We start from the raw sequence: 24352 nt of genomic DNA, 5'->3' as shown, positions 1-24352 counted from the left end.
GTATATTCTATTCATTTATAATGAACCATACATCTCCAACAACTTCCTACCCTCCTCAACAACCTCTTCCCTCAAGCCCCTAGGTTCCATCACCCTAACCGAAGCACCCATACCTAAAATCCATTTCTTAATCGATTCTTTCCCGCTCATCGTTGCGCGGAAGAGGATGCTGCCATCATCATTATGTTCTATCTTTTGATTCTCTCCCCAAATGGATTCTGGTACGGATACGGCGAATGGTGGATAGATGAGTAATTCTACTTCTAATGGTTCTTTCATAATGCCGAATTTCGGAAACTCTTCTCGGATATCGAAATTGTCGGGTATTTTATATGTATCATACAAAGTTTTAATATCTTTTATTCGAGATAGTTTAAACATACGTTTTTCTTTTTTATCATTGCACAGGGCTAAGCAATAAAAGAATTCGTTGTAGTGCACAAAGCCGTATGGATCAATAATTCGTTCGGATCTTTCACCAGACCGTTTCTCATACTGTATTTTCACCTTACTTCTTGTAAATAGCGCTTCTTGTAGTTGTACATATTTTTGATTTTCATCCGAAAATGCATAATTCGGCTTCGATCTTTGCACAAAATATATATGACGGTCTTTATTCGTTTCCACTTTCCGAACGGCATTCAATTTATCTAACGCTACTTGTGCGTCCTTTGCATAAATATCATTGCCTTTTGAAACTAGTTTTTGAATAGAGAATGTTAATGCATCTAGCTCTTGTGGAGACATATTTTTAATAGGAAATAACGATGTATTTGAAAGAGAATAACCACCGTACCTGCCTTTCGTTGTCTCTATTTTTATACCTGCCATTTCAATATCATCACGATAAATACGGACCATCCGCTCTTTCACTTCTAACAACTCTGCCAATTCACTAATCCTCATTTTTCCTCTCGCATGCAGAAGTTCAATCATGTATAGGCAATTACTTAATTTACTCATATAATTCCTCGTTTCTATTCATCCATCCTCATTCAAGTATAAAAGAATAGAATCATCTTTTAAATTGTTTCTATATATTCCCTTATAATATTAATACAACACCCCAAAATGCACACTAGCACACCTCTGACATAAATCATCTTCAAAAAGATATTCCGGTAAAATTTTTTCACCACAAAACTTACACTGCTGATACTGCCTCTTTCTAAAATCAGCCACCATAATAATACTCTCTTGAATTTCTACCGCTTTCTCACTGTTACTTAGCTCATCTAGATGTTCCCATTACAATATATGGTGCGTAAATTTTGTCATATCTGGTCTACATGGACTGTTCCATACTATTCTATAAAACCCTATTTCTAATCCCATCTCTCCCGCGCGAATAAACATGTTCGGATCAAAATCCAGCCCTCGTACTGCGAATTCGACATTTATTTCTTTCAACTCGCAAAGCTCCAATTGTTTTGATATAAATTGTTGTATCTGTGTTTTTGCTAATTTCATTATTGATAAATCTCCTATACATATATTATTTTTGTATTTTAATAAAATTTGTAGCAATAATGCCTTTCATAACTTGTTATTACAAATTTTAACTTGAAATCCAGTACTATTTACGTCACATATACCATTACTTACAAATAAACCACTAAAAGGGAATTAGTTACTAATTTTAACCATCCCCTCTCACAAATAATTTTCACTATATATAAAAGAAAAACCATACGTCATACCGTATGATTTACTAATTCCTATCATTCCCCACTAACTCCCCATACTCCTGACTACTCTGCTCAAGAAATATCCGACTCTCCCCACTATCCTTATAATAAGAATTCCACCCCCGCTCCCTCAAAATCCCCTTCCAACTATCACTCTCCACCATCCTCTTAATAACACCATCCCAATAAGCAATCTCTTCCTCCGTCATATCTTTTGGGCCCATAATTCCTTTCCAGTGCTGGAAGATGACGTTGATTCCTTGTTCTTTCCATGTTGGGATTTCTGGTAGTCGATCTAGTCGTTTTGGTGCGGATACGGCTAGTATTTTTATTTTGCCGGTTTTGTATTGTTTTTCGGCTTCGGATAGGGTCATGGTTGCGGCGCCTATTTGTTTGTTCGTTAGGGCGTTTATGATTTTTTCTTTGTTTTCGTAGACGAAGAATTGTAGTTCGGCAGGGTTTATGCCGAAGGCTTTGCTTACTTGTACGAAGGATAGGTGATCGTCGTTTCCTAGGCCGGGGGCAACGCCGATTTTGAAGTTTTTCTTGTCTTGTTTGAGTTGTTCCATTAGTTGCTTTGCGTTTTCTATGTTTGATTCTTTTGATACGACAACGACTTCCCAGTCTGATGCGAGTGTTGCGAGCGGGGTGAAGTCTTTATATGTTAGTTTACTGTGGCCTAATAGGTTGTTCGTTATGAGTAAGCTTGAGTTAATCGCCAGTACGTGACCGCCTTTTTGTTTCGCATATTTCCATCCGACATCACCGCTGCCACCTACTTTGTTTGTGACAGTGATTGGTTTTGTAAAGATTTTTTCTTCTGTTAGTGTTTTTTGCATCGCTCGCGCTGTTAAGTCCCATCCGGCTCCTTGAACGTTCGGCGCAACGATTTCTACTTCTTCTATGTTTACTGTATTCGTTTGAGTTTTTTCCGAAGAACAACCCGCTATTACTCCTGTCATGATCCATATACATAGTAATAATCGGTTTTTCATAGTCCTCGTCCTATTCGGTACTTTCGTTCTGGTCGTCCGATAATGCCGTATGTGTACTCTACTGTGCATTCGTTTGTCGCTACTAAATATTCCAAGTATCTTCTTGCGGTTGTTCTGGAAGCACCCATTTGTTCTCCCATTTCTTCTATTGTAATGCCCTCTTCGAATCCTTTTATAATCCCTTTCACTTTTTGCAGTGTTAACGGATCAACGCCTGTCGGTAAGTTTTTTATGTCTTGTGTTTGTGAAATGCCGAAGAAGTTATCGATAAGCGCTTGATTCACTTCATTGTTACTATGTAATAATTGCTTCTTTCTTTTATAGTCTTCAATTGTGCGAACGAATTTTTCTAGCGTGACCGGTTTTATAAGGTAGTTGCTTACGCCGTTTCGAATTGCTTTTTCTAGCATATGGTTTTCATTTGCCGCTGTAACCATAATGACGTCAACGTTTGGAAAGTCAGCATGGATTTTCGGTAATAAGTCTGTGCCGATTCCGTCTGGTAAATAATTATCTAATAGAAGCAAATCGATTTCTTCCTTTTGTAGTAATTCCATCGTTTCTTTCGCGTTCAATGCTTTTCCAATCACTTTTACGTCCTTTATTTTTAATAAAAACTCTTCCTGAATTTGTGCGACGCGGAAATCATCTTCTGCAATTGCAACCTTCAACATATGCCCATCCCCCTGTTTGTCATGTACTTTCTCTCAATGCTTTCGGAAGGTAAATTGTAAAAATCGCTCCCCCATTTTTCTCGTTTTGAATCTCAATTGTTCCCTCTAGTAGATCTACCATTTCTTTCACGTTTGCTAGTCCGTAACCACGATCATTTCCTTTCGTTGAAAACCCTTTTTGAAAAATAGTCGTCATTTTTTCTGCCGGTATTCCTGCTCCACTATCTATTACTTCAAATACAATGTCATGTCCAATATCCGTAACGAAGAAAGAAACACTCTTCTCCTCTTGCCCACTCACCGCATCAAACGCATTGTCGATTATGTTTCCAAGGATCGTAATAAGGTGCGACACCTTTATATGGTCTGGTAACGGATGAAGCGCACTATCTCCTTCAATATGAAAATCAATTTTCTTCTCAGATGCTGTTCCGATTTTCCCTAATAAAATAGCTTGTACTTTCGCATCATGAATTTGATGGAATAAAATATGGTTTTGGCTTTGATGAATGTTAGATTCTTGCTGAATAAATTCAATCGCTTCCTTGTAATGTCCTAGCTGAAGTAATCCCGATAAGACGAAAAGTTTATTTGTGAATTCATGTGTTTGAGCGCGTAAGTCCTCCGAATACTTTCTTACCTCAGATATTGTATTCACTAAGTTTTGCAGTTCTGTTTTATCTCTAAAACTACATACAACGCCTACCGTACTGTTATTTTCGAGTATCGGCGTCCTATTTAAAATAAACACTTTATCTTGAAACGCGATTTCTTGATCGTTTTCTAGCACTCTTTCCATATTAAATTCTGGTAAAACTTTTGATATGTGCTGCTGCATATAATCACCATTCACATGTAACATCTCTTCTGCCGACGTGTTCATCATCGTAATAAAACCGTTTTGATCAATAGCGATAATTCCTTCTTTTATAGATAGTAGTATCGCACTTCGTTCCCGATATAGCGCTGCGATTTCATTCGGTTCCAAACCGAGTGTATCTTTACGAATGCTGCGTGCTAAAAGAATGCCCCCAACAATCCCGGCTAATAATACCGCTAAGGAAAAGAGTATAATTTCTTTCGTTCTGCTCAGTATGTTAGATTCAATACCTTTTATTAAAAACTCTACTGTCACAACACCTACGACTTGATCGTAGTCTCCGTTATGAACAATAATGGGCGCCTTTGCCATTAAAGCAGGACCACTTTCACCATTTCCTTCGAGCGTATAATAGCCACCAAAAGTGAGTGCTTCATAGTTATATGGATTGTTACTCTTTGTACCAATTAACTCCGAATTAGAATGGGAATACATAACCCCAAAGCGATCTTCTATAATGACATAATCTGCGTCAGCTTGCTCCCGAACTTGTTCTGCAATGGATTGGATCGTACTTTTATACTCGTTATTTTGAAAAGCATCTTTTATAGCAGGCATAAAAGAAAGCGACTTCGCTGTTTGCAGTGCTAGCTGCTCCACTTGGCGTTTCGTATCAACGGACTGAATGTAAACAAATATTCCTGCTAATAGGAGAACGACAAATAAAATTAACGTAATAATTAAGCTTACTATTTTCGTTTGTAATGACACTTTACGTGATTTCTTCATACTTCATATCCTTTGATAAAATATTCAAAACTATCAATCTCCTTTTTCTATTATTATGACAAAACTAATAATGAAGCAACTATAAAAACTCTCCATGTACATAAAGTACAAAAAGAATAAAATTGTCATAATATTGAGATTTAATTCTGCAGACAGTACAATTCAACTATAATGAACACGCTTTCATAATTATTATTTTTATTTATAAGCACGAGGAGGAATGATTATGGCTCAAGCAAAATCTAATCGAGTAGCCGGCAATATTTTCAAAGGTTCCGTCGGCAATTTAATTGAATGGTACGACTGGTACGTTTACTCTGCTTTCGCTGTTTACTTTTCAGCAGAGTTCTTTCCTAATGGAGATCCGACGAGCCAATTACTGAACACAGCGGCTATTTTCGCAGTTGGTTTTTTAATGCGCCCTATCGGAAGTTTATTAATGGGACGCTATGCGGATCGGCACGGACGCCGGGCAGCATTAACGCTTTCAATTACGGTTATGGCCGGTGGTTCTTTAATTATCGCCTGTACACCTAGTTACGAAAGCATCGGTATTATGGCACCAATTATTTTAGTTCTTGCCCGTTTACTGCAAGGATTATCACTCGGCGGAGAGTACGGAACTTCTGCAACGTATTTATCTGAAATGGCTAGTAGTGGACGCCGTGGCTTTTATTCAAGTTTCCAATATGTAACGCTCGTTGCTGGGCAAATGGTTGCGTTAGGCGTTCAAATTATTCTTCAGCAATTACTAAGCGAACCGGATATGAAAGCTTGGGGCTGGCGTATTCCATTCATTATTGGAGCGATGGGCGCAGTAGCTGTATTATGGCTTCGCCGTACGATGGATGAGTCGGAGCAATTCGCAAACATAAAATCACAAAAACGCGAAAGCGCAGGAACCGTTCGCGCACTTATGAAACACCCGAAAGCAGTATTAACAGTAGTCGGCCTAACACTAGGAGGCACTGTCGCATTTTATACGTACACAACATATTTACAAAAGTTCATGGTAAACACAGTCGGTCTTCCGAAAGAAGTTGTAAGCTGGATTAACTTTGTCGCACTACTTATCTTCGTCGTACTTCAGCCAATTGCAGGGTTATTATCTGATAAAATTGGACGCCGCCCACTATTAATGGCATTCGGTATTCTCGGAACGTTACTAACAGCACCAATCTTCTTCTTTATGGAAAAAACGACAGAACCAATCGTAGCATTTTTACTCATGATGGTCGGTCTCATTATCGTTACTGGTTACACATCGATTAACGCAATTGTAAAAGCAGAACTCTTCCCAACTGAAATTCGCGCACTAGGCGTAGGTTTACCATATGCACTAACAGTTGCGATATTTGGCGGAACAGCAGAATTCATCGCTTTATGGCTAAAGAGTATCGAAATGGAATCACTCTTCTACTTCTACGTAGCTGGATGTATCGCAATCAGCTTTATTACGTATTGGCGTATGGATGAGTCATCGAAAACTTCGCAGATTGAGGCAGAGCTTGGTGGTGGGGATAAATTAGTTAATAATAAATCTAGTTAAAATTATGTATTCTATGTTCTTCGTTTACCTGAACTCGATTTGCTTTATCTAAAAAAGCATAATTCATTCATATATAATTTAAAAACCTCTACTTATATGTAGAGGTTTTTGTATGACGAAAAAACACGTAGTTTCATTGTTATTTTACAAACCCAAAATTCTCCCTCCTCTTAAAGTGGAACAAATTTATTACTTAGAGTGTCTAATAAGTGTATTTCTAATATTAGTTGTCCAGATTGGATACAACATATCCCGTTTGACATCTATTTTTATGTATTACAAAAAAATGAAAGGACTTATTATTCCCAAAAGCAAAAAATATGTATTGTAATACTTTCACAGGTGAACCATTACAAGTGGAAACAAAAAAGAAACAGCCCAAACCGTGACTTATCAATCATATAAACGTTTTGGATATCCTTTAACCTGTGAAAATTTAGCTGCAGTAGTATTGTTACCCTATGCCATCTTTAATTGCATTGGTATTTAGAATACCTAGACAAAATCCATATATTCTTGAAAGAGGTTGAAAATTTATGTTCGTTTTAAACAAGTTCTTTAACATTTTACATTACAAAAAGATTGTGCCTGTAGTATTACTTTCATGTGTATCACTTATAGGATGTTCCAATAGTAACACTCAATCTGAACCACCTAAACAAACGAATCAAGCTAATCAAATTAAACAAGAAAATACAGGTAACCAATCTTTCGCTAAACTTGAAAAAGAATATGATGCTAAGCTTGGTATTTATGCACTGGACACAGGTACAAATCAAACTGTTGCTTATCATTCAGATGATCGTTTTGCATTTGCATCTACATCTAAATCATTAGCTGTGGGCGCTCTTTTACGCAAGAACTCATTAGAAGCTCTTGATCAAAGGATTACGTATACTCATGAAGATCTTTCTAATTATAATCCAATTACTGAAAAGCATGTTGATACAGGACTGACGTTAAAAGAACTTGCAGATGCTTCTGTTCGATATAGTGACAGCACAGCACATAATTTGATTCTTAAACAGTTAGGGGGGCCCTCTGAATTTGAAAAAATCTTGAGAGAAATGGGAGATACTGTTACTACTTCAGAACGATTTGAACCTGAATTAAATGAAGTGCATCCAGGAGAAACACATGATACCAGCACACCAGAAGCGATAGCTAAGACACTTCAATCATTTACATTAGGAACTGCACTTCCAATAGAAAAACGTGAACTATTAGTAGATTGGATGAAGAGAAATACAACTGGAGATAAATTGATTCGTGCGGGCGTACCAAAAGGATGGGAAGTAGCTGATAAAACAGGCGCGGGATCTTACGGAACAAGAAATGATATCGCAATTATTTGGCCACCAAATAAAAAGCCGATTATTCTTGCTATACTTTCTAATCATGATAAAGAAGATGCTAAATACGATGATAAACTTATTGCAGACGCAACCAAGGTCGTGTTAAATACCTTAAAAGCTACGGAATAAATGATAATAGGTTAAAAGTTTTCTATTTTAGGCGGGTGTTTTCATCAACTAAAAATTTAATAGTGTCCCAAAAACGAAATTTGGTGCTAACTTGTAATAAAAAGCTCATTTTTATTGTTTGGGGATAAATGATTCTTTAAGCTTGATGGCAATTTGGTGCTATCCCTAAAACATCTGGACTGTAATAGCCAACTAAAAAATGCAAACAAAAAGACCTTTAATCAGTCGTTTTGTTTGCATTTCCTTTTTCTAAAACTACAGAAAAGATAAGTACTATAGTTAACACCATAATAAACCTTACTTCACTTCCATCACTTACAAAAAATGAATACAAAGTATACATTAAAATTAATATTCCATAAATAATTTTGTGCAATATACTCCCTCCTTTTTGCCGTATATATTTTAGTCTAAAAATTTAATTCAAGCCCTATATCAAAATGAAAATAAAAAGCACCTGTGATATACACAAAGTACTTTTCTCTTGTTAATTTATTTATTTCACTATATTTATCTATTTTCTTTTTATAACTCAAACTTCTTTGAATCGTACTTTTCTAGAATTTGCTACAATTCATTTTGTTCATATGGAATATGCTTATCTGTCTGTACATCTTCAACATTTGCTCCACCTGCTAATACTCTCCTGTACATAAAAGAGTGCCCTGTTAATACTATTGTAATCATTTTGTATTGCCCTCCTTTTGTTTGATTACTTGTATCATAAAACAAGTATCTGAAGTTGATATGTAGTCTATCTAGAGTGTATGTAAATTTAGAAAATCTCTAATAAAATGTTTGTATTGTAACGTTACCACCAAAACTATTGCCCTAAACACCATGATTTGAAGAGATAGGCCCCATGTTCTAGTCTCAATTCCTCCTACTGTTCTATATTCAGTAGAACTAGTTAATTCCTATAATATAAAAAGAGCACCACTTTTTGGATGCTCTTCGTTATAACTATATATTATTTAATTTCCTTCTTTTGCTGGTACCATTTTTCCTTCTTGAGAACCTGTACCTTCTGTTCTTTCAACAGTTTTTGCATGTTCTGGTTTTTCAGGGGCTCCCATTTCAAATCCAGGCTGAGAATCTGTACCTTCTTTTGTTGGTACCATTTTTCCTTCTTGAGAACCTGTACCTTCTGTTCTTTCAACAGTTTTTGCGTCTCCTTTAGGAGTTGCTGGCACTGCATCTTTAGGTAAATCAAAGTTTTGTGAGAAAGACGTTGTTCCATCTGCACTTTGTGTAATTACTTGATTTGAACTATTTTCATTTGACTTTAAATTGTCCATTTTCGCATCATCTGCACCTACTGCACCCCCCGCTACCAATCCTGTACTTAAAAGTGCTCCTGCTAATAATGTTTTAATCATTTTTCATTACCTCCTGTTTATTTGTAATATTCATCAAAAAAGTATCTAGAGTTAATGTTTTAGTCATTATCTTTATCTACTTGCTTTTTGATTACATTTAGCATAAGACAAGAATCTATAGTTGATATGGACTGTATCTGGAGATTATGTAAAGAAAAATAGATGATCAATTGTATATCCTAATGAATGCTTAGACAAGATTGAAACTTTATATGAGTTTGAACAATTGAATTCCCCTTTGTTTTTGGGTGTGAGGTTTTTAGCTGGAGTGGAGTGAGGGACTAACCTTTTCTAATTTGAAAGCAAACTTTTTATTATTAGTTTACATTCAAAACACTGTAAATAAAGATGTTAAAAATCCGTGAACAAAACACCACATCAGAAGTATGGAAGGGAATTAAATATAATCCTCCCCTGTCTTTATGCATTGAGATAGAAAAAATTATAAATATAGACTTAAATATTTTTTTGAAAGGATATTATTTAACAAACATAAAAAAGAGCTACAGCTGTATGAGAACCTTAGCTCTTTTTTATGTTTATTGTTTATTATATAAATTGTTTAACGTTACAAGCCATACCAGTTATCATATTACCAACTGAAATACCACCAGGTTCCCCAGATGCTCTCCTTCTAAAACAAATGACAAGCCACCTCATGCCCCTTCTCAATCTCAACCATCTTCGGTACTTCCTGCGCGCATTTTTCAGTGGCGAATTTGCAGCGCGTTCTGAATTTGCAGCCGGATGGTGAGTTTAGCGGGCTTGGTACTTCGCCTTGCAGGATGATCCGTTCTTTGCCTGTGCTTGTTGGATCTGGTTCTGGCATGGATGAGAGTAGTGCTTGTGTGTATGGATGTGCCGGTTTTGTGTATAGGTCTTCGCTGTCGGCAATTTCTACTATGTTTCCTAGGTACATGACTCCGATTCTGTCTGATATGTGCCGTACCATTGATAGGTCATGTGCGATGAATAAGTATGTGACACCTGTTTCTTCTTGGATGTCTTGCAGCATGTTTACGACTTGTGCTTGGACTGAGACATCTCGTGCTGAGATTGGTTCGTCACATAGGATAAAATCTGGTTTTACAGATAGTGCGCGCGCGATGCTGATGCGCTGTCTTTGTCCTCCGCTAAATTCGTGTGGATAGCGATATAAGTGTTCTTCTTTTAATCCTACCTTTTTCAGAAGGTCTAATATGATTTCTTTTTGTTCTTCTTTTTCGTAAGAGCCGTGAATGTTCATTGGCTCACTAATAATTTGGAATACGTTCATCGACGGATTTAATGATGCGTATGGATCTTGGAAAATGATTTGCATTCGTTTTCTATATTCTTTTAGTGCACTTTCCTTTAAACTTGCGATGTCTTTTCTGTCGAATAAGATGTTCCCTGAAGTGACATCGTGTAAACGAATGATGCTTCTTCCTGTCGTTGATTTTCCGCAGCCCGATTCTCCTACTAATCCGAATGTTTCACCCTTTTTAATTGTGAAGCTTAAGTCATCGACTGCTTTTAATTGCTCTGTTTTTCTGCCGAATAGTCCCTTTTTAATAGGAAAATACTTTTTTAAGTTTCGAACTTCAATTAAGTTTTCTTCATGCATGTAAATCACCTACTGTCTTATCGTTTAACCAGCACATAGAACGTCTTTCGTTTCCAATTTCAAAATATGGCGGACGTTCTTTTTCACAAATGTCCATCGCATGCGGGCAACGCTCTGCGAATGGGCAACCTTTTGGCGGGTTTAATAAGTTTGGCGTTACACCTTGAATTGGCGCGAGTCTTTCTTTTACGCCGTTCAATATTTTCGGCAAGGAGTTTAATAGCCCTTTCGTATATGGATGATTCGGTGATTGGAAAATATCAAATACAGGTCCTTCTTACATGATTCTTTCTTGTGAATTGTTTCTATATTTTATATTAATAGAGTTTGTTATTCAAAGTTAAGACCATAACACTCAAAATAGGAAAACAAAAATGAAAAAGGCTACTTTGATACCAAGTAGTCAATGTGTCCTATCAGAAAGGTGTTGTAACCTACAAAGAAATTAATTTATATGCTGATCAACTTGTCTTCAAACTGAAAGATGGAAAAATTGAAACATACTTCTCGTTAAAATCTTGTATGCATAATAAATGGATAAAAAGTTAGAAAATCTATAGGATAAGCCTTCTGCTTGCCCGCAACCGTACCACGCCCAAAAACAAAAAAGACCACCAAAAGGCAGTCCCTCAAAACTCAATCCTATTCCCAACCCCATTCTCCACCGCTTTCTCATACAAATACTTCGCAACAATAATGTCTACCACCGCCAAACCAACTGATTTGAAAATGGTAATCTCTTCATCGTTCTCTCTACCAGCTTTTTCTCCACTAATGATTTGGCCGAGTTCGGCATGGATGTTGCTTGCTTCAAATAAACCTTCTTGTATCGGAACTTGAAGATCACCCGTTTCTTCTAATGCTGCTTCTTTTGATTCGACTACTACTTTGTTTGCGCCCGCGATGGCGTGGGATGGTAGTTCTTGCATGTTCGGTTTGAATGAGCCGACGGCGTTTACGTGGACGCCTTTTTGTAGTTTTTCTGAGAAGACTGGTGTGGATGCGTTCGTAGTTGTGACGATGATGTCTGCTTCGCTTATTGCTTCATTTGCATTTGTGTGAACATATGCAGGTTTATTGAATCTCTCTTGTATATATTGCGAGAATGCATACGCTTTTTCTTCTGTTCGATTGTATAAAATGACTTTTTCGATAGCTCTTACCGCAAATACAGCTTCAGCAATTCCCTTCGCCTGTTCACCCGTCCCGATGATGCATAAAGTTTTTGCATTATGTCGAGCTAAATGTTTTGTCGCTACTCCAGATAGGGCGCCTGTTCGAATCATTGTTAAGTAGGATCCTTCTAAAAGCGCCAGCGGTTCTCCCGTTTGAAAGTCTGATAGCATCACAATCCCGTTTATCGTTTTCTTTCCTATCTTTTTGTTCTCGGGGACTACTGTTACTACTTTTAAGCCAAGTGCCTCAAGTCCTTCCGCTACTGAAGGCATAATTAATGCCGTATTTTTCTCGTTCGCAAATGGTAATGAGCCGCGAATTGGTGTGATCGTTCTTTCTGCGGAAAACTCTTGTAAAGCAAGCGCCGCGTATTCAATGACTTCGTTCATATTTACTAAGTTTCGTTGTTCGTTCGCGCTTATGACTAGCATATCTTTCCACCTCCTCCTCTTATCCTAACAAAAATCCCCGATTCAAATCATCTCTCGGGTCTACAACGAACTGATGAAATCCTGTAATAAAGGCATTCCCCGTTACTTTCGGAACGACAGCTTCATATGTATCTGCCGCTGTTACCGACAACACTTCCCCCTCGAATTTCCCGTCAGTAATGCATTCGTGGACGAAAATTTCTCCCTTTTGTAAGGCATCTCTTTCAAAAAGAGTTGCGATTCTTGCGGAAGTTCCTGTGCCGCAAGGAGAACGGTCTACTTGCCCGTCAGCGAAGATTGTTACATTTCGTAAAGTTGCGCCTTCCCCTTTCGGATCATCTGAGAAAATAACGCCATATATTCCTTTTAATCCTTCTTCAAGTGGATGTTTTACTTCCATTTGGCTCTCGATATAGTGCTTAATTTTACCGCCCCACGTTTGAATAGCAGATAAGTCTTTGAAATCGACTTTCAAACCAAATTCTTTACTATCTACTACCGCATAAAAAGCTCCGCCAAACGCGATATCTACTTGAAATTCATAGTTATCTATTTTAATAGGAACATCTTTTTTATATACAAATGAAGGAACGTTTTCAAATGATACAGACTCTACTTCGCTCCCGTTATATGTTGCATACGCAATGACTTCCCCGGCAGGGCTATCAATAATGAACTTTTGTTTCTCACCTGTCACTTCAAACATACCAGTTTCAATTCCGACTGTAATAACAGCAATAATGCCATGACCACACATCGTACTCCAGCCTTCATTGTGCATAAATAATACACCAAAGTCAGCATGAGCACTTGCAGGTGGAGTAATGATACAACCGTACATACCGTGATGTCCTCTCGGTTCATACATAAGAACTTTGCGAAGATGGTCCAAATGCTCCATACAGTACGCGCGTCTTTCTAGCTGCGTTTCCCCTTTTATTTCTGGCACACCGCCTGTAATAATTCGAAGCGGTTCCCCAGCTACGTGAGCATCAATTGTCGTGTACACTTTACTAACCTTCATTTCTATCTCTCCCCTATATGTTGATACTATTTTTATTGCAAATATCATGCCAACGCATAGGGTATAAATTTGTATACATTGTGTAAAAAAGCATACACTACTGTCTATTTTTTTATACAGTAGACAGTGAGTGATTATTAAACAAAAAAGCCATAACGTCACTGCTTGAGCAAAGTTATGGTTCCTTTTTAAATTATTTTGAGGGGTTTGAGCCAAAACCAAATTTATATTTCGCTCGGCAGTTTTTCCCACTCACTTAAATGCATAACATCTTGTTTTACGTTTTTCTTTTCAGGAAGTAAGCATAGAAACTCTAAAGAATTACCGTCCGGATCATAAAAATAAAGATTGGCAGTAGGTGTCCATGTCTGAACCATAGGCTCAGACGGTTCAAGACCGAAAGCAGCTCTTGGTTTTATTCCTTTATTAAGAAGCCATTCTCTTGCATGAATGATTTCTTCATAGTTTACCTTAAATGCAAAGTGACTTGTATGAAATGCTTCTTCTGATACCTCCCAAATGCCCAGCATTTGTTCCTTCTTATTATCTTTATCAAACCAAAAGAATGCTACACGTCTTTCTTCAATTGTGCGAGCATGAAATAATCCAAGTTTCGTATAAAACTCTTTTGCTACTTCTAAATTTCTTGTTTTAACATGTGTTTCATATAAAGTACCTGGAAACAAAGCATATTCCCCCTTTATATTTTTAGAAATTCTTACTATAAAGCCTATTTTAATAACCTAGAAATAGAAGTAATATCATATTCCCCTTACATGTTTTTTCAATTTTGTTGCCCTAATGCTGAATAAAAAAGAAAATTCTCTCACCCCGCCACATATACTGTTCAAAAGCAAAAAGGAAGTGATCCAATGTATTACGGAACGAAAGGCTGGTACGTAGCTGAATTAAAAAAATTAGGCGTACGCTATCTTGAAGGACGAAAACTAGAAAGTTACCGCGGGCACGTCTTACGCAATTTATTACTTGCACAACAAGAGAAATTAAAAGAACAGTAATATACTAATTTAACGATATCGGCGATTCGACATAGGATATCGACTTACCGACAAATCCCCCTAATTCATCTATCTACACTACCAACCAATCACACATCAATATCAAACAAAAAAGGTCACCCAAACGGGTGACCTTCCTTTCTTATTCACAAACAAGAATTTGTCTAGTAAATGATCCTTTTCTTGTAATACAGCGATCTGCAATTTCAAATCCTGCTTCATGAATCATGTCGTCCATTGTTTCCATCGTGACAACGACTACCTTTTTAGCGATGCGGCGCGCACTTGAAAGAATGGAGAACTGGTCTTCTGGTGTTGCATGCGTAAATAAGTCGTACGGCATATCGATAATTGCAACGTCGTAGTTCTCAGTAATTTCCTCAATTGGACCTATTGTTACTGTCCCTTCAAATCCGAAATGTGCGATGTTTTTTCTCGTTCCAAGAACTACAAGTGGATTTATATCTCTACCAACGATGTTAATTCCCATAGAAAGTGCTTCTACTACTACTGTTCCAATACCGCAGCACGGGTCAATTGCTCGTACTCCATCTGGATTTGGTACAGCGATATTTGCAACTGATCTCGCAACACGTGTGCTAAGAGATGTCGAATAACTATGCGGTTTTTTTATGTGATGATACCAAACTGGCTCACTTTCTACATAGTGTCCGAAGTACCAGCGTCCTCCAAGAGGAACAATCCCGAATACACGCTCTGGATTACGAACATCTGCTTCTCCTTCAATATGCATACCGAGGTCGCGTTCAATGAGACGTCTTTCCCCATATTCAATTTTATTTTCTTTGCCAAGATCATTGATTTTAACGAAGATAACTTTAAATGACGCCCCCGCCAAATCAATTTGTTCTACTTGTTTTAAAATGCTTTCTAAGTCGTCTCCCTCGTACATAACCTCAACGCGCTCTTTAATAAATGCACTTCTACTCGGCTCAATTTTGACATTACTTTTCAAAATATTAACGTGAGACTCCATTCCAAAGAACGAGCGCATTTCCAAATAACATAAAGCACGCTCCTCCTCACGAAATGCATACGTATATATACATGCAGGTGTTGTACTATGATTACTCAATCTATTATCATCCTTTATCGTTTAAAATTATTATGATTACAATTATTCGAATATCTTTTTTACGTAAAATTAAATGATATCACATGCTGGAAATAAAGAGAAAGGTTAATAAATAAAAGAGACTGCCTATTGGCAATCTCTTTTAATTTATTAACGGAAAGAAGATACGTTATTACCCTTCGCTTCGTAATAATCTAAAATACCTTGATAAATCGCTTCCGCTGCAGCTTGTCTCTGTTTTGGTGTAGCAATTTTATCTGCATCACTTTTATTATCTACAAATGCTAATTCTGTTAATACAGCTGGCATTGTATTTTCTCTAGTTACGTATAAGTCTTGATGTTTTATACCACGATCTTTTGTTCCAAGTGCTGCTACAAGACGGTCTTGAATTTTTTGTGCTAATAACTTACTGTCTTCTACATGCGGATTTGTTACTTTTGCTCTTGCTGACTGATAATATAATGTTTCTGTACCTTGTCCATTTTTATATTGAGAGCCATTAGCATGGATACTTACAAAAATATCTCCATTATGTTCCTGTGCAAACTCTACTCGCTTTTTCAATGAATCTGTTGAGTCTACTCCTGGACGTGTATTATCTGTACGAGTGAACATAACAGTAAATGGTGCTCTTTGCTCAAATATTTTCTTTAATCGTAATGATACATCTAATACAGTTTCACTTTCTTTCTCGTAATAACCAGGATTACCTGAGTCAATTCCACCATGACCTGGATCAATAATAATCGCTTTACCTTCTAAGAAGTTCTCTTGTTTTACTGGGTTTAATTGATTTTTATCAACCCACTGGAATCCAGCGCCTACGCGGATACGAATCCAGCTGCCACTCTCCTCCATAATCGTTACTGTTTGTGCATTATATGTACCTAGCACTTGAGAACTATGTGAAGCTGTTTCATATGCAGTAAAGTCTTGGTTAATTGTTTCTGTTTTTTCTTGTAGAGGTGTCCACTTCTCACCTTTACTTGTTACAATTTTCAACCAGCCGTCTGCTCTTTGCTCTTTCACTTCAACCATTTGTGGCTTATGCTGAACGTCAGTAATACCAGATGATAATGATGGTTGATGATATGTAATAAAGTTTCTGTTCATATACATTCTTTTTGATGTATTTGTTTTATTTTTATCAGCCATCGCAATGAACTGAGCTGCTTCTGCACGAGTTACAGTTCCTTCAGGATTCCAGCCATTTCCCGTACCATTAGAAATCTCTAAGGCTACTAAAATATTAGCTTGTTTCTTACCCCAATGAGGTTCCAAATCTTTAAACTGTGTTGGAAGTTCTCCAATAATTTTCTTATCTAATGAGTACGCTTGTACTAACATAGATGCCATAGATGCACGGTTCATTTTATTGAATGGATTAAATTTACCAGTACCATCTCCATTAATTACACCTGCTTTTTCCACTGCAGCAATGTACGGTGCTGCCCAATGGCTTTGTGCGTCTTTAAAAGATGGTTTTGCTTTTGGATCAATCGGTAAACCAAGAACGACTGCTATGATTTTTGCAGCTGATCCTCTATCTACTGCTTCAGATGGAGAAAACGTTCCATCTGGCTTTCCATCAAGCGCTTTTTTTTCTACTAAATAATTAACTGATTCTTGCGCCCATGTAGGAACATCCGAAAACTTCTTCGCTGCTGCGAAACTACTTACTGGAGACGATAATAAACTTGCGGCTAAAATACCTGCCGCGACTGCACGATACTTCATAAAAAATAATACTCCTCTCGACAATCACTTTTTAATAACGCGTAATCTTAATATATAAATTTCAATAAATCCGAACAAAAAAAATTAATGCGCCTCTATCATTTTATAATACTCGAATTATGTAGTAAACCTACTTTCTTAATATTGTAAAATAAAATATAATTAATTTACTTTTTGTTAAATAAAGTCGATTTCTCTGCAAACAAAAAATAGGCCACTAAAGGTAGCCTATTTCTTTTCTTATTCTGCAATCATCTCTGATAATACATATGCATAAACAAGTGCTTCTGTATGAGCAATCGAACTTTCATGTGTACGCTCAAACGCATGAGAAGAATCAATACCCGCTCCAATTAATGCATGTTTCACATCAAATCCAGCGCGAATCGCAGCTGATGCATCCGATCCATAGTACGGATAAATATCTACTTTATATTCAATATGATTCGTTTTCGCAAGCTCTACTAAATGTTTACGCAGTGCATAATGATACGGACCACTAGAGTCTTTTGCACAAATAGATACAGTATACTCGTCAGATGCTTGTCCATCACCTAGCGCTCCCATATCAACTGCTAAATATTCAACCGTTTCTTCTGGAATGTTAGAGTTACCACCGTATCCAATCTCTTCATTATTAGAAATTAAGAAATGAGTTGTATATGGTAATGTTATGTTTTCATCTTGTAATCTCTTAATTAATTTTAATAGAATCGCAACACTTACTTTGTCATCTAAATGACGTGATTTTATGTATCCACTCTCTGTAATTTGAACGCGCGGGTCAAATGAAACGAAGTCTCCTACTTCAATTCCTAATTCGCGTACTTCATCAGCTGAAAATACACGCTCATCAATACGAACTTCAATATTTTTCTCATCGCGTTTCGCTTCACCTGCATCTTTATATACATGCACAGATGTTTGATGCATTAAAATCGTTCCTGTATACGTCTTACCGCTTGATGTTTCAATTTCGCAATATTCTCCTTCTACAGAGTTCCAGCGAAATCCGCCAATCATAGAAAGACTCAGACGACCGTCAGGCTTAATTTCTTTCACCATCGCACCTAACGTATCAACGTGTGCCGTTAATAAACGGTGCTGTGCATCATTTTTCCCTTTTACCGTTAAAATGAGAGCGCCTTTATTGTTACGCTTCGTTTCTACATTCCACTCACTTACATAGTTTTCAATAAAACGAATGATTTTCTCTGTATTTCCAGATGGACTTGGAATAGAGACAAGCTCCTTAATAAGTTCCATCGTTTCTTTCGCATGATGTGCCATTGTCGTTCCCTCCTCATTTTCTCTATTATTTAGTATACCGAATTTACTATAAATCCTCTACTCATATAGCTTAATTTTCTAAATTGCGGTAAAATTCTTTTTAGTATACAAAAGGAGTTATAAAATATGAATATATCAAAAAAATATATACACATTGCACTCATTTGGTTTTTAGCATCATTATTTTGTTTACAAGTTTCTTATGCAGTTCACACTACTACTTCTATTACAATTGGCTGGGTATTAACAGTTATCTTCTTCATTATTAGTTTAATTGCAACAAAAAAGCATAACGTTACTCACTAACGCTATGCTTCCCCTACGAAACTATTCTTCTGAAACATCCAACAAATAAATGCCTCTTTCAAATCCACCGCGCTCTATTTCTTTTTTCTTACGAAGACGTTCTACATCTTCAATTGTTGCACCTTCTGCACGCGCTAATGAAATGATCACTTCCAGTGCATCCGCAAGAGAATCTAGCGCATGTTCACGCTCTTTCATAGAAGCAAATTCACGAATTTCTTCCGTTCCAATTTTCGCTAAAGCTTGTATGTATGCTTGTCCTGTTAATTTTTGTGCTGTATATGTTTTTCCAGACCTTAAAATCTTCTCTGGAACACGATCTCTTACTAACTTGTTATATGCTGACATCATTCATCCTCCTATGTTTAATAACATCCGAGCTCTGCTTTATAGAAAAAACATTTTTTCTTCACGCACGCACTAAGCATATCAATTCCTGATCCATGTGCCCTTACGTGAGGAAAGAAATAGTGCTCTAATTCTTCTTCCTTACCATATAGAGTTTGGTACTCAGCTGGAATTGCTTCTTTTTTCACATCTTTTTCTTTCGTCACTTCGCCAGAAAACGCAACGCTTGGATGTCCTTCAAAAAACAACGCAGTTCGCACAGCCATAGATGGTGTACTATGCAAAGTATAATATGCTATTACAATCATGCCGATAACACCAATAATTTTCTTCATATATTACTCCTAAAAAAAAAGTGCTAACACAATTATACTAAAATGTGTTAGCACTTTCTCCCCTTTACCTTAAATTAACCGGCAGTAAAACTACTATTAATTCAAATTTCACTTTATTCCCCTTTAAATGCAGGCAAACGTTTTTCTAAAAATGCAGCAATGCCTTCTTTATGATCCGCTGTTTGTCTCATCGCATATTGGCCGCGCTTTTCAAGTTGCAATGTTTGTTCTAAATTGGAGCGATTTACTTCACATAAAATTTGCTTCGTTTGAATCATCGCTTTGATCGGCTTTTGTGACCATTCACTAATTTTTTGCTTCACAGCCGTTTGGAAATCCTCACTGATTACTTCATCAATTAAACCGATATCAAGCGCTTCTGTTGCTGATAATTTCTTTCCTTCCCAAATAATTTGCTTCGTCATATTTTCACCGACACGCTTTTGAAGGAAGAAATGGCCTCCACCATCTGGAATTAAAGCGATTCCAATAAAGTTCATCGCAATAATGGATGATATATCTGCCATCACATAGTCAGCTGTTAACGCAATACTTAACCCAAGACCAGCAGTTGGTCCATGAATCGCACTAATAACAAGCTTCGGCATCGTATATAAAGTTACAACAACTTCAGAAATGGTATTCATAATGCCATCAAACTTGCTTTCATCATTACTTGAAAGCATCGATTTAATATCTCCACCCGCAGAAAAACCACGACCACTTCCGCATAACACAACAATGTGTGCAGAACTCTCCGCTACTTCTTTCAATTTTTGTAATAACTCTTTTAATGTTGGCTCATCTAATGCATTTAACACCTCTGGGCGATTGACCATAACCGTTGCAACGTGCCCTTCATATTTCACAACGACAGATTCTGTTTTACTTGTTACTTCCATTATATATACCCCTCTTTTCTACATAAAGATTATACTTATATAATTATAGAAAGGTGGTGAAAAACCCTTCTTTTTTCTCAATTTTCCGTCTAATAATCTCGTAATTTGTATATGACCTTGTATAAAACATACAATTCCGTTGAAAAATATAGAAATTAAAGTCGGTTTATCACCTCTCTTCATCTATTTACCATTACAATGAAATGGTGTATTCTTAAGTCTGATATAAAAATTAAATATAGAAATTCATTCTCCTTCCTATTTATATAGAGGTTCTGAAATAAAGGAATGAAGAAATGGAGGAACATATGGTTACTAAGTTCAAACAGACGGATAACTACTTCCCGCATTTCCTACTGCTATTCATTGTGTTTCAACCAATTTTAGATTTGTTAACGTCTTTTTCAATCTATGTATTACACATGAGCGCAACAGTCGGAATCGTAGTCCGTTTCGCCTTTATGCTTCTTGCATTAGGTTATCTACTTCTTCATCATAAACAACAAGGCGCGAAAAAGTATATTCTTTATTTATGTCTATTTGGCATTGTACTCGCAATTGGCCTTGTGAATAATTTAATGGTCAAATCTCCAGTTTCATTTGGAGAAGAAGTGAAATTTATTTTGAAAAGTGTATATCCAATAGTACTACTGTTTGGATATATTATCGCACTAAAAGAATTAAAAAATAGCGACTACGCGTTTCATAAAATCATTACGTATTTCTTATATGCAACGTTAATTTTAAGTATTTCAATCATCGCGGCTATGGCAACTGGTACAGATTTCCCAAGCTATCCGAACTCAAAGATCGGTTCAAGAGGATGGTTCTTTGCTGGAAATGATTTAAGTTCCATTTTTGCAATTATGTTCCCAATCGTTGTCTTATACTCAGTTCATAAAACAACTTCTTTCTCAAAATCGTATTACTGGATTCCAACTGTAGTTGCAATGTATGCAAGCATTATGATTGGAACGAAAGTAGGCTATGGTGCCATCGTTATTACACTTGGTATCGCCCTTTTCTTCTTATTCATTGAATATATGATACATCGTAAAAAAGAAGGAAAAGGATTCACATATCTTGTAAATACAGTTGTTGCTGCTGTCGTATTAGGAGGGTTACTCGTACTTACACCGCAAACTCCTATCGCAAAAAATATGACCATCCATTTACAAATATATGAATACAAAAAATCAGTACAAGAAGAAAAAGACCGAAAAGAAGGAAAAGTAGTTACAGAAGAAGAACATGAGCAAGGCGAACTAACAGACTCTGAAATGAAAAGTTTAATTTACAGTGATCGCGACAAGTTTTTAAAAGTATATAAACAATACTATAAAGAAGCACCACTATCTCAAAAACTATTTGGAATGGGGTACGCTGGTAACTATACAACGAAAATGAAGTTAGTCGAAATGGATTTCCACGACCTATTCTTCGCATTCGGAATTGTTGGCTTCCTTATGTACTTACTGCCACTTCTTTATTTCGGTATAAAAATATTCATTCGCTTGATCACAAACTTCAAGAAACTATTTAGCGTAAAACATATGCTACTAGCTAGCACACTCGTCTTATCGCTCGGTATCGGCTTTATGTCTGGACACGTATTAACAGCACCAGCCGTTAGCATTTTCTTTGTTGTGATACTCGCTTACTTAATTGTTGATTTAGAAATAGAATAGAAAAGAAGCAGCATCCAGATGGATGCTGCTTCTTTTCTATTCCAACCCTTTACCGCCTCTAGCATTCAAAGTGCTAATTCTTTCTGCTCCAGTAATCATTGGTTTTGCTCGCTTTATTAAATTTTGTGTAGACTCTAACGTTAAAGATGCTTTATGTGCTTCTTCATTACTCCATACTTCAAAAACATATACAGCATTTGGCTCGTCATCAGAAGTACTTACAATATATACCTCACAACTATGAAATACGTTCATCGATTCCGCAGCCTCTAGCAAAATATTCGTTAATTCTTCCCGATTACGTTCTTCCACAATAAACTTACCATACAATCCGAATTTACTCATTCTTCTCCCCCTAATTATGCCACTTCTCTTATCTCAAAATTAATAATTTCCATAAAAAAAACACTTAATGGCACACCTTTCTTATGTATGAAATGAGAAACTACTTATATAGAATAATTATTTTAATCAAATTATTAACATGATAAAATATTAAAGGCACTATTATATAAAAGAATATATAATAGATATGTCGGTTTTTTTTTGCACGAAATGTATTTCGAAAAAAGTGAGGAGAGTCCTTTGGTATTTAGTAGTTCGATTTTCTTATTTATCTTTTTACCTCTCGTATTATTTCTCTATTTTATAGTGCGTGCCGAGCTACGTAATTTCGTATTACTTGCATTTAGTTTAATTTTCTATGCATGGGGCGAACCGCGTTTCGTTCTTTTAATGCTCTTTTCCATCGTATTAAACTACTGCTTTGGCCTACTTGTGCATCATTATGATAAACGAAAAAATATGAAAGTCACATTTTTAGTTATGGCTGTGGTCGGAAATATTTTATTACTTTCTTATTTTAAATATATTTCATTTTTCACAGACATTTTAAACAAATCATTGCATTTATCTATTCATGTGGAACCTATTCCACTACCAATCGGAATTTCATTTTATACATTCCAAGCGATGTCCTATGTCATCGATATATACCGTAAAGATGGGGATGTTCAAAAAAATTCACTTAATTTAGCGCTATATATATCTATTTTCCCTCAGCTTATTGCCGGACCAATTGTTCGTTACAATATCGTCGCTGAGCAAATTAAAACGCGCATCCATTCTTTTGAACGATTCACAGAAGGTATTCAAATTTTCGTTCTCGGATTAGCAAAAAAAATATTAATCGCCAACCAAGTAGGATTTGTCGCCGATAAAATATTTGCCTTACCACCATCTGAAATAAGTGTTGGAACGGCATGGATCGGTATTATCGCCTACACTCTCCAAATTTATTTCGATTTCTCAGGGTACTCTGATATGGCAATCGGAATTGGAAAAATGTTCGGATTTGATTTCCCGAAAAACTTCAACTACCCGTACATCTCTAAATCTATTTCAGAGTTTTGGAGAAGATGGCATATTACACTTGGTTCTTGGTTCCGCGATTACATATATATCCCGCTCGGCGGAAACCGTGTTTCAAAACTAGCGAATTATCGTAACCTCTTCATCGTATGGGGATTAACTGGTTTATGGCACGGGGCGAGCTGGACATTTATCGCCTGGGGCTTATATTATGGCTTTATTATTTCAATTGAAAAAGCTGGATTCGAAAAAATATTAAACAAACTATGGAAACCGCTGCAACATACATACGTATTACTAATCGTTATGATCGGTTGGGTCTTCTTCCGAGCTGACAACTTCGCTTACTCGTTCCAATATTTAAAAGCGATGTTCGGCATAGGAGGACAATCTTTCATCGATGACAATACAATGTTATACGTACATGAATACATTATCGTATTTCTCATTGCCTTTATCGCAGCGACTCCAATTTTAAAACGAATGAAAAACATACTAGAACTTGCGCCAAAAACGTATATGTTCACGACGCAATTTGTACGTCCTATATTATTACTAACATTATTTATGATTTCGGTTATGTACTTGATTAACTCAACATATAATCCATTTATTTATTTCAGGTTTTAACTGATGTAGGAA

The 24352-nt window shown here is 36.5% G+C and carries 22 protein-coding genes and 3 pseudogenes; 6 read left to right on the top strand and 19 right to left on the bottom strand.

Annotation, left to right across the window (positions count from 1 at the left end; all coding sequences use genetic code 11):
* Positions 1–15 precede the first annotated feature (15 nt).
* The 5 genes and pseudogenes from ACSG5Z_RS17420 to ACSG5Z_RS17400 form a co-directional block, all read right to left on the bottom strand.
* Positions 16–963, bottom strand: a complete 948-nt coding sequence (locus ACSG5Z_RS17420) for a helix-turn-helix transcriptional regulator (protein ID WP_435711832.1) — start codon at positions 961–963, stop codon at positions 16–18.
* A gap of 90 nt (positions 964–1053) precedes the next feature.
* Positions 1054–1470: pseudogene (locus ACSG5Z_RS17415) on the bottom strand (hypothetical protein).
* A 241-nt stretch (positions 1471–1711) separates the two neighbouring features.
* Positions 1712–2683, bottom strand: a complete 972-nt coding sequence (locus ACSG5Z_RS17410; protein ID WP_435711831.1) for a tripartite tricarboxylate transporter substrate binding protein — start codon at positions 2681–2683, stop codon at positions 1712–1714.
* On the bottom strand, positions 2680–3357 hold the full coding sequence (locus ACSG5Z_RS17405; protein ID WP_087965756.1) for a response regulator: 678 nt from the start codon (positions 3355–3357) through the stop codon (positions 2680–2682). Before ACSG5Z_RS17405 ends, ACSG5Z_RS17410 begins: the two co-directional genes overlap by 4 nt.
* Before the next feature lie 19 nt (positions 3358–3376).
* Positions 3377–4966, bottom strand: coding sequence for an ATP-binding protein (locus ACSG5Z_RS17400; RefSeq protein ID WP_435711830.1), 1590 nt, complete (start codon positions 4964–4966; stop codon positions 3377–3379).
* Between the two features lie 226 nt (positions 4967–5192).
* Between ACSG5Z_RS17400 and ACSG5Z_RS17395 the strand changes: the two genes are divergently transcribed.
* The gene (locus tag ACSG5Z_RS17395; protein ID WP_435711829.1) at positions 5193–6515 is read left to right on the top strand and encodes an MFS transporter; all 1323 of its coding nucleotides are present in this window, start codon (positions 5193–5195) and stop codon (positions 6513–6515) included.
* Between the two features lie 536 nt (positions 6516–7051).
* Positions 7052–7999 carry a class A beta-lactamase BlaIII gene (blaIII, locus tag ACSG5Z_RS17390; protein ID WP_435711828.1) on the top strand — a complete coding sequence of 316 codons (948 nt, stop codon included), beginning with the start codon at positions 7052–7054 and terminating at the stop codon, positions 7997–7999.
* 217 nt (positions 8000–8216) lie between these two features.
* Here blaIII and ACSG5Z_RS17385 read toward each other — a convergent pair whose 3' ends face one another.
* From ACSG5Z_RS17385 to ACSG5Z_RS17355, 7 genes and pseudogenes are all read right to left on the bottom strand, one after another.
* Positions 8217–8375: a hypothetical protein gene (locus ACSG5Z_RS17385; protein ID WP_000548948.1), complete on the bottom strand. Its 159-nt coding sequence runs from the start codon at positions 8373–8375 to the stop codon at positions 8217–8219.
* Between the two features lie 598 nt (positions 8376–8973).
* Positions 8974–9378 carry an alpha-ketoglutarate permease gene (locus ACSG5Z_RS17380; RefSeq protein ID WP_435711827.1) on the bottom strand — a complete coding sequence of 135 codons (405 nt, stop codon included), beginning with the start codon at positions 9376–9378 and terminating at the stop codon, positions 8974–8976.
* A gap of 634 nt (positions 9379–10012) precedes the next feature.
* Positions 10013–10984 carry an ABC transporter ATP-binding protein gene (locus tag ACSG5Z_RS17375; RefSeq protein ID WP_435711826.1) on the bottom strand — a complete coding sequence of 324 codons (972 nt, stop codon included), beginning with the start codon at positions 10982–10984 and terminating at the stop codon, positions 10013–10015.
* A pseudogene (locus tag ACSG5Z_RS17370) lies at positions 10977–11261 on the bottom strand (oligopeptide/dipeptide ABC transporter ATP-binding protein); the annotation flags it as partial. The pseudogene ACSG5Z_RS17370 and the gene ACSG5Z_RS17375, both read right to left, overlap by 8 nt.
* Positions 11262–11613: 352 nt before the next feature.
* Complete coding sequence (locus ACSG5Z_RS17365) at positions 11614–12591, bottom strand: ornithine cyclodeaminase family protein (protein WP_435711825.1); 978 nt, start codon at positions 12589–12591, stop codon at positions 11614–11616.
* Positions 12592–12610: 19 nt separating this feature from the next.
* Complete coding sequence (locus ACSG5Z_RS17360) at positions 12611–13663, bottom strand: proline racemase family protein (protein WP_435711824.1); 1053 nt, start codon at positions 13661–13663, stop codon at positions 12611–12613.
* 176 nt (positions 13664–13839) lie between these two features.
* Positions 13840–14301 (bottom strand): VOC family protein, encoded by a 462-nt coding sequence (locus ACSG5Z_RS17355; RefSeq protein WP_137013312.1) that lies wholly within the window; start codon positions 14299–14301, stop codon positions 13840–13842.
* A 147-nt stretch (positions 14302–14448) separates the two neighbouring features.
* Between ACSG5Z_RS17355 and ACSG5Z_RS17350 the strand changes: the two are divergent.
* Positions 14449–14634, top strand: a pseudogene (locus ACSG5Z_RS17350) (YflJ family protein); the annotation flags it as partial.
* Between the two features lie 142 nt (positions 14635–14776).
* Here ACSG5Z_RS17350 and ACSG5Z_RS17345 read toward each other — a convergent pair.
* From ACSG5Z_RS17345 to ACSG5Z_RS17335, 3 genes are all read right to left on the bottom strand, one after another.
* Positions 14777–15730, bottom strand: coding sequence for a TRM11 family SAM-dependent methyltransferase (locus ACSG5Z_RS17345; protein WP_157349468.1), 954 nt, complete (start codon positions 15728–15730; stop codon positions 14777–14779).
* Positions 15731–15880: 150 nt separating this feature from the next.
* The gene (locus ACSG5Z_RS17340) at positions 15881–17470 is read right to left on the bottom strand and encodes an N-acetylmuramoyl-L-alanine amidase (protein ID WP_435711823.1); all 1590 of its coding nucleotides are present in this window, start codon (positions 17468–17470) and stop codon (positions 15881–15883) included.
* A gap of 240 nt (positions 17471–17710) precedes the next feature.
* A complete protein-coding gene (locus tag ACSG5Z_RS17335; RefSeq protein ID WP_137013316.1) occupies positions 17711–18760 on the bottom strand; it encodes a M42 family metallopeptidase in 1050 nt (349 codons plus the stop codon).
* 126 nt (positions 18761–18886) lie between these two features.
* Between ACSG5Z_RS17335 and ACSG5Z_RS17330 the strand changes: the two genes are divergently transcribed.
* On the top strand, positions 18887–19066 hold the full coding sequence (locus ACSG5Z_RS17330) for a hypothetical protein (RefSeq protein ID WP_435711822.1): 180 nt from the start codon (positions 18887–18889) through the stop codon (positions 19064–19066).
* Positions 19067–19087: 21 nt separating this feature from the next.
* Here the strand turns inward: ACSG5Z_RS17330 and ACSG5Z_RS17325 are convergent, their stop codons facing one another.
* The 3 genes from ACSG5Z_RS17325 to ACSG5Z_RS17315 all read right to left on the bottom strand — a co-directional run bounded on the left by ACSG5Z_RS17325 (position 19088) and on the right by ACSG5Z_RS17315 (position 20651).
* Positions 19088–19414 carry a nucleoside triphosphate pyrophosphohydrolase gene (locus ACSG5Z_RS17325; protein WP_087985736.1) on the bottom strand — a complete coding sequence of 109 codons (327 nt, stop codon included), beginning with the start codon at positions 19412–19414 and terminating at the stop codon, positions 19088–19090.
* Between the two features lie 17 nt (positions 19415–19431).
* Positions 19432–19749 carry a YjcN family protein gene (locus ACSG5Z_RS17320; RefSeq protein ID WP_435711821.1) on the bottom strand — a complete coding sequence of 106 codons (318 nt, stop codon included), beginning with the start codon at positions 19747–19749 and terminating at the stop codon, positions 19432–19434.
* 113 nt (positions 19750–19862) lie between these two features.
* Positions 19863–20651, bottom strand: a complete 789-nt coding sequence (locus ACSG5Z_RS17315) for an enoyl-CoA hydratase (RefSeq protein ID WP_088608471.1) — start codon at positions 20649–20651, stop codon at positions 19863–19865.
* Positions 20652–20959: 308 nt separating this feature from the next.
* Here ACSG5Z_RS17315 and ACSG5Z_RS17310 point away from each other — a divergent pair, with 308 nt between their 5' ends.
* Complete coding sequence (locus tag ACSG5Z_RS17310; RefSeq protein WP_435711820.1) at positions 20960–22339, top strand: O-antigen ligase family protein; 1380 nt, start codon at positions 20960–20962, stop codon at positions 22337–22339.
* A 36-nt stretch (positions 22340–22375) separates the two neighbouring features.
* On the opposite strand, the gene ACSG5Z_RS17305 is transcribed toward ACSG5Z_RS17310, so the two are convergent.
* On the bottom strand, positions 22376–22684 hold the full coding sequence (locus ACSG5Z_RS17305; protein WP_435711819.1) for a putative quinol monooxygenase: 309 nt from the start codon (positions 22682–22684) through the stop codon (positions 22376–22378).
* A gap of 240 nt (positions 22685–22924) precedes the next feature.
* Between ACSG5Z_RS17305 and ACSG5Z_RS17300 the strand changes: the two genes are divergently transcribed.
* The gene (locus ACSG5Z_RS17300) at positions 22925–24340 is read left to right on the top strand and encodes an MBOAT family O-acyltransferase (RefSeq protein ID WP_435711818.1); all 1416 of its coding nucleotides are present in this window, start codon (positions 22925–22927) and stop codon (positions 24338–24340) included.
* Positions 24341–24352 lie beyond the last annotated feature (12 nt).

The sequence above is a fragment of the Bacillus pretiosus genome (genome assembly GCF_051294775.1).
Taxonomy (GTDB): Bacteria; Bacillota; Bacilli; order Bacillales; family Bacillaceae_G; genus Bacillus_A; species Bacillus_A wiedmannii.
This window is presented reverse-complemented; position numbering and strand designations above follow the sequence as displayed.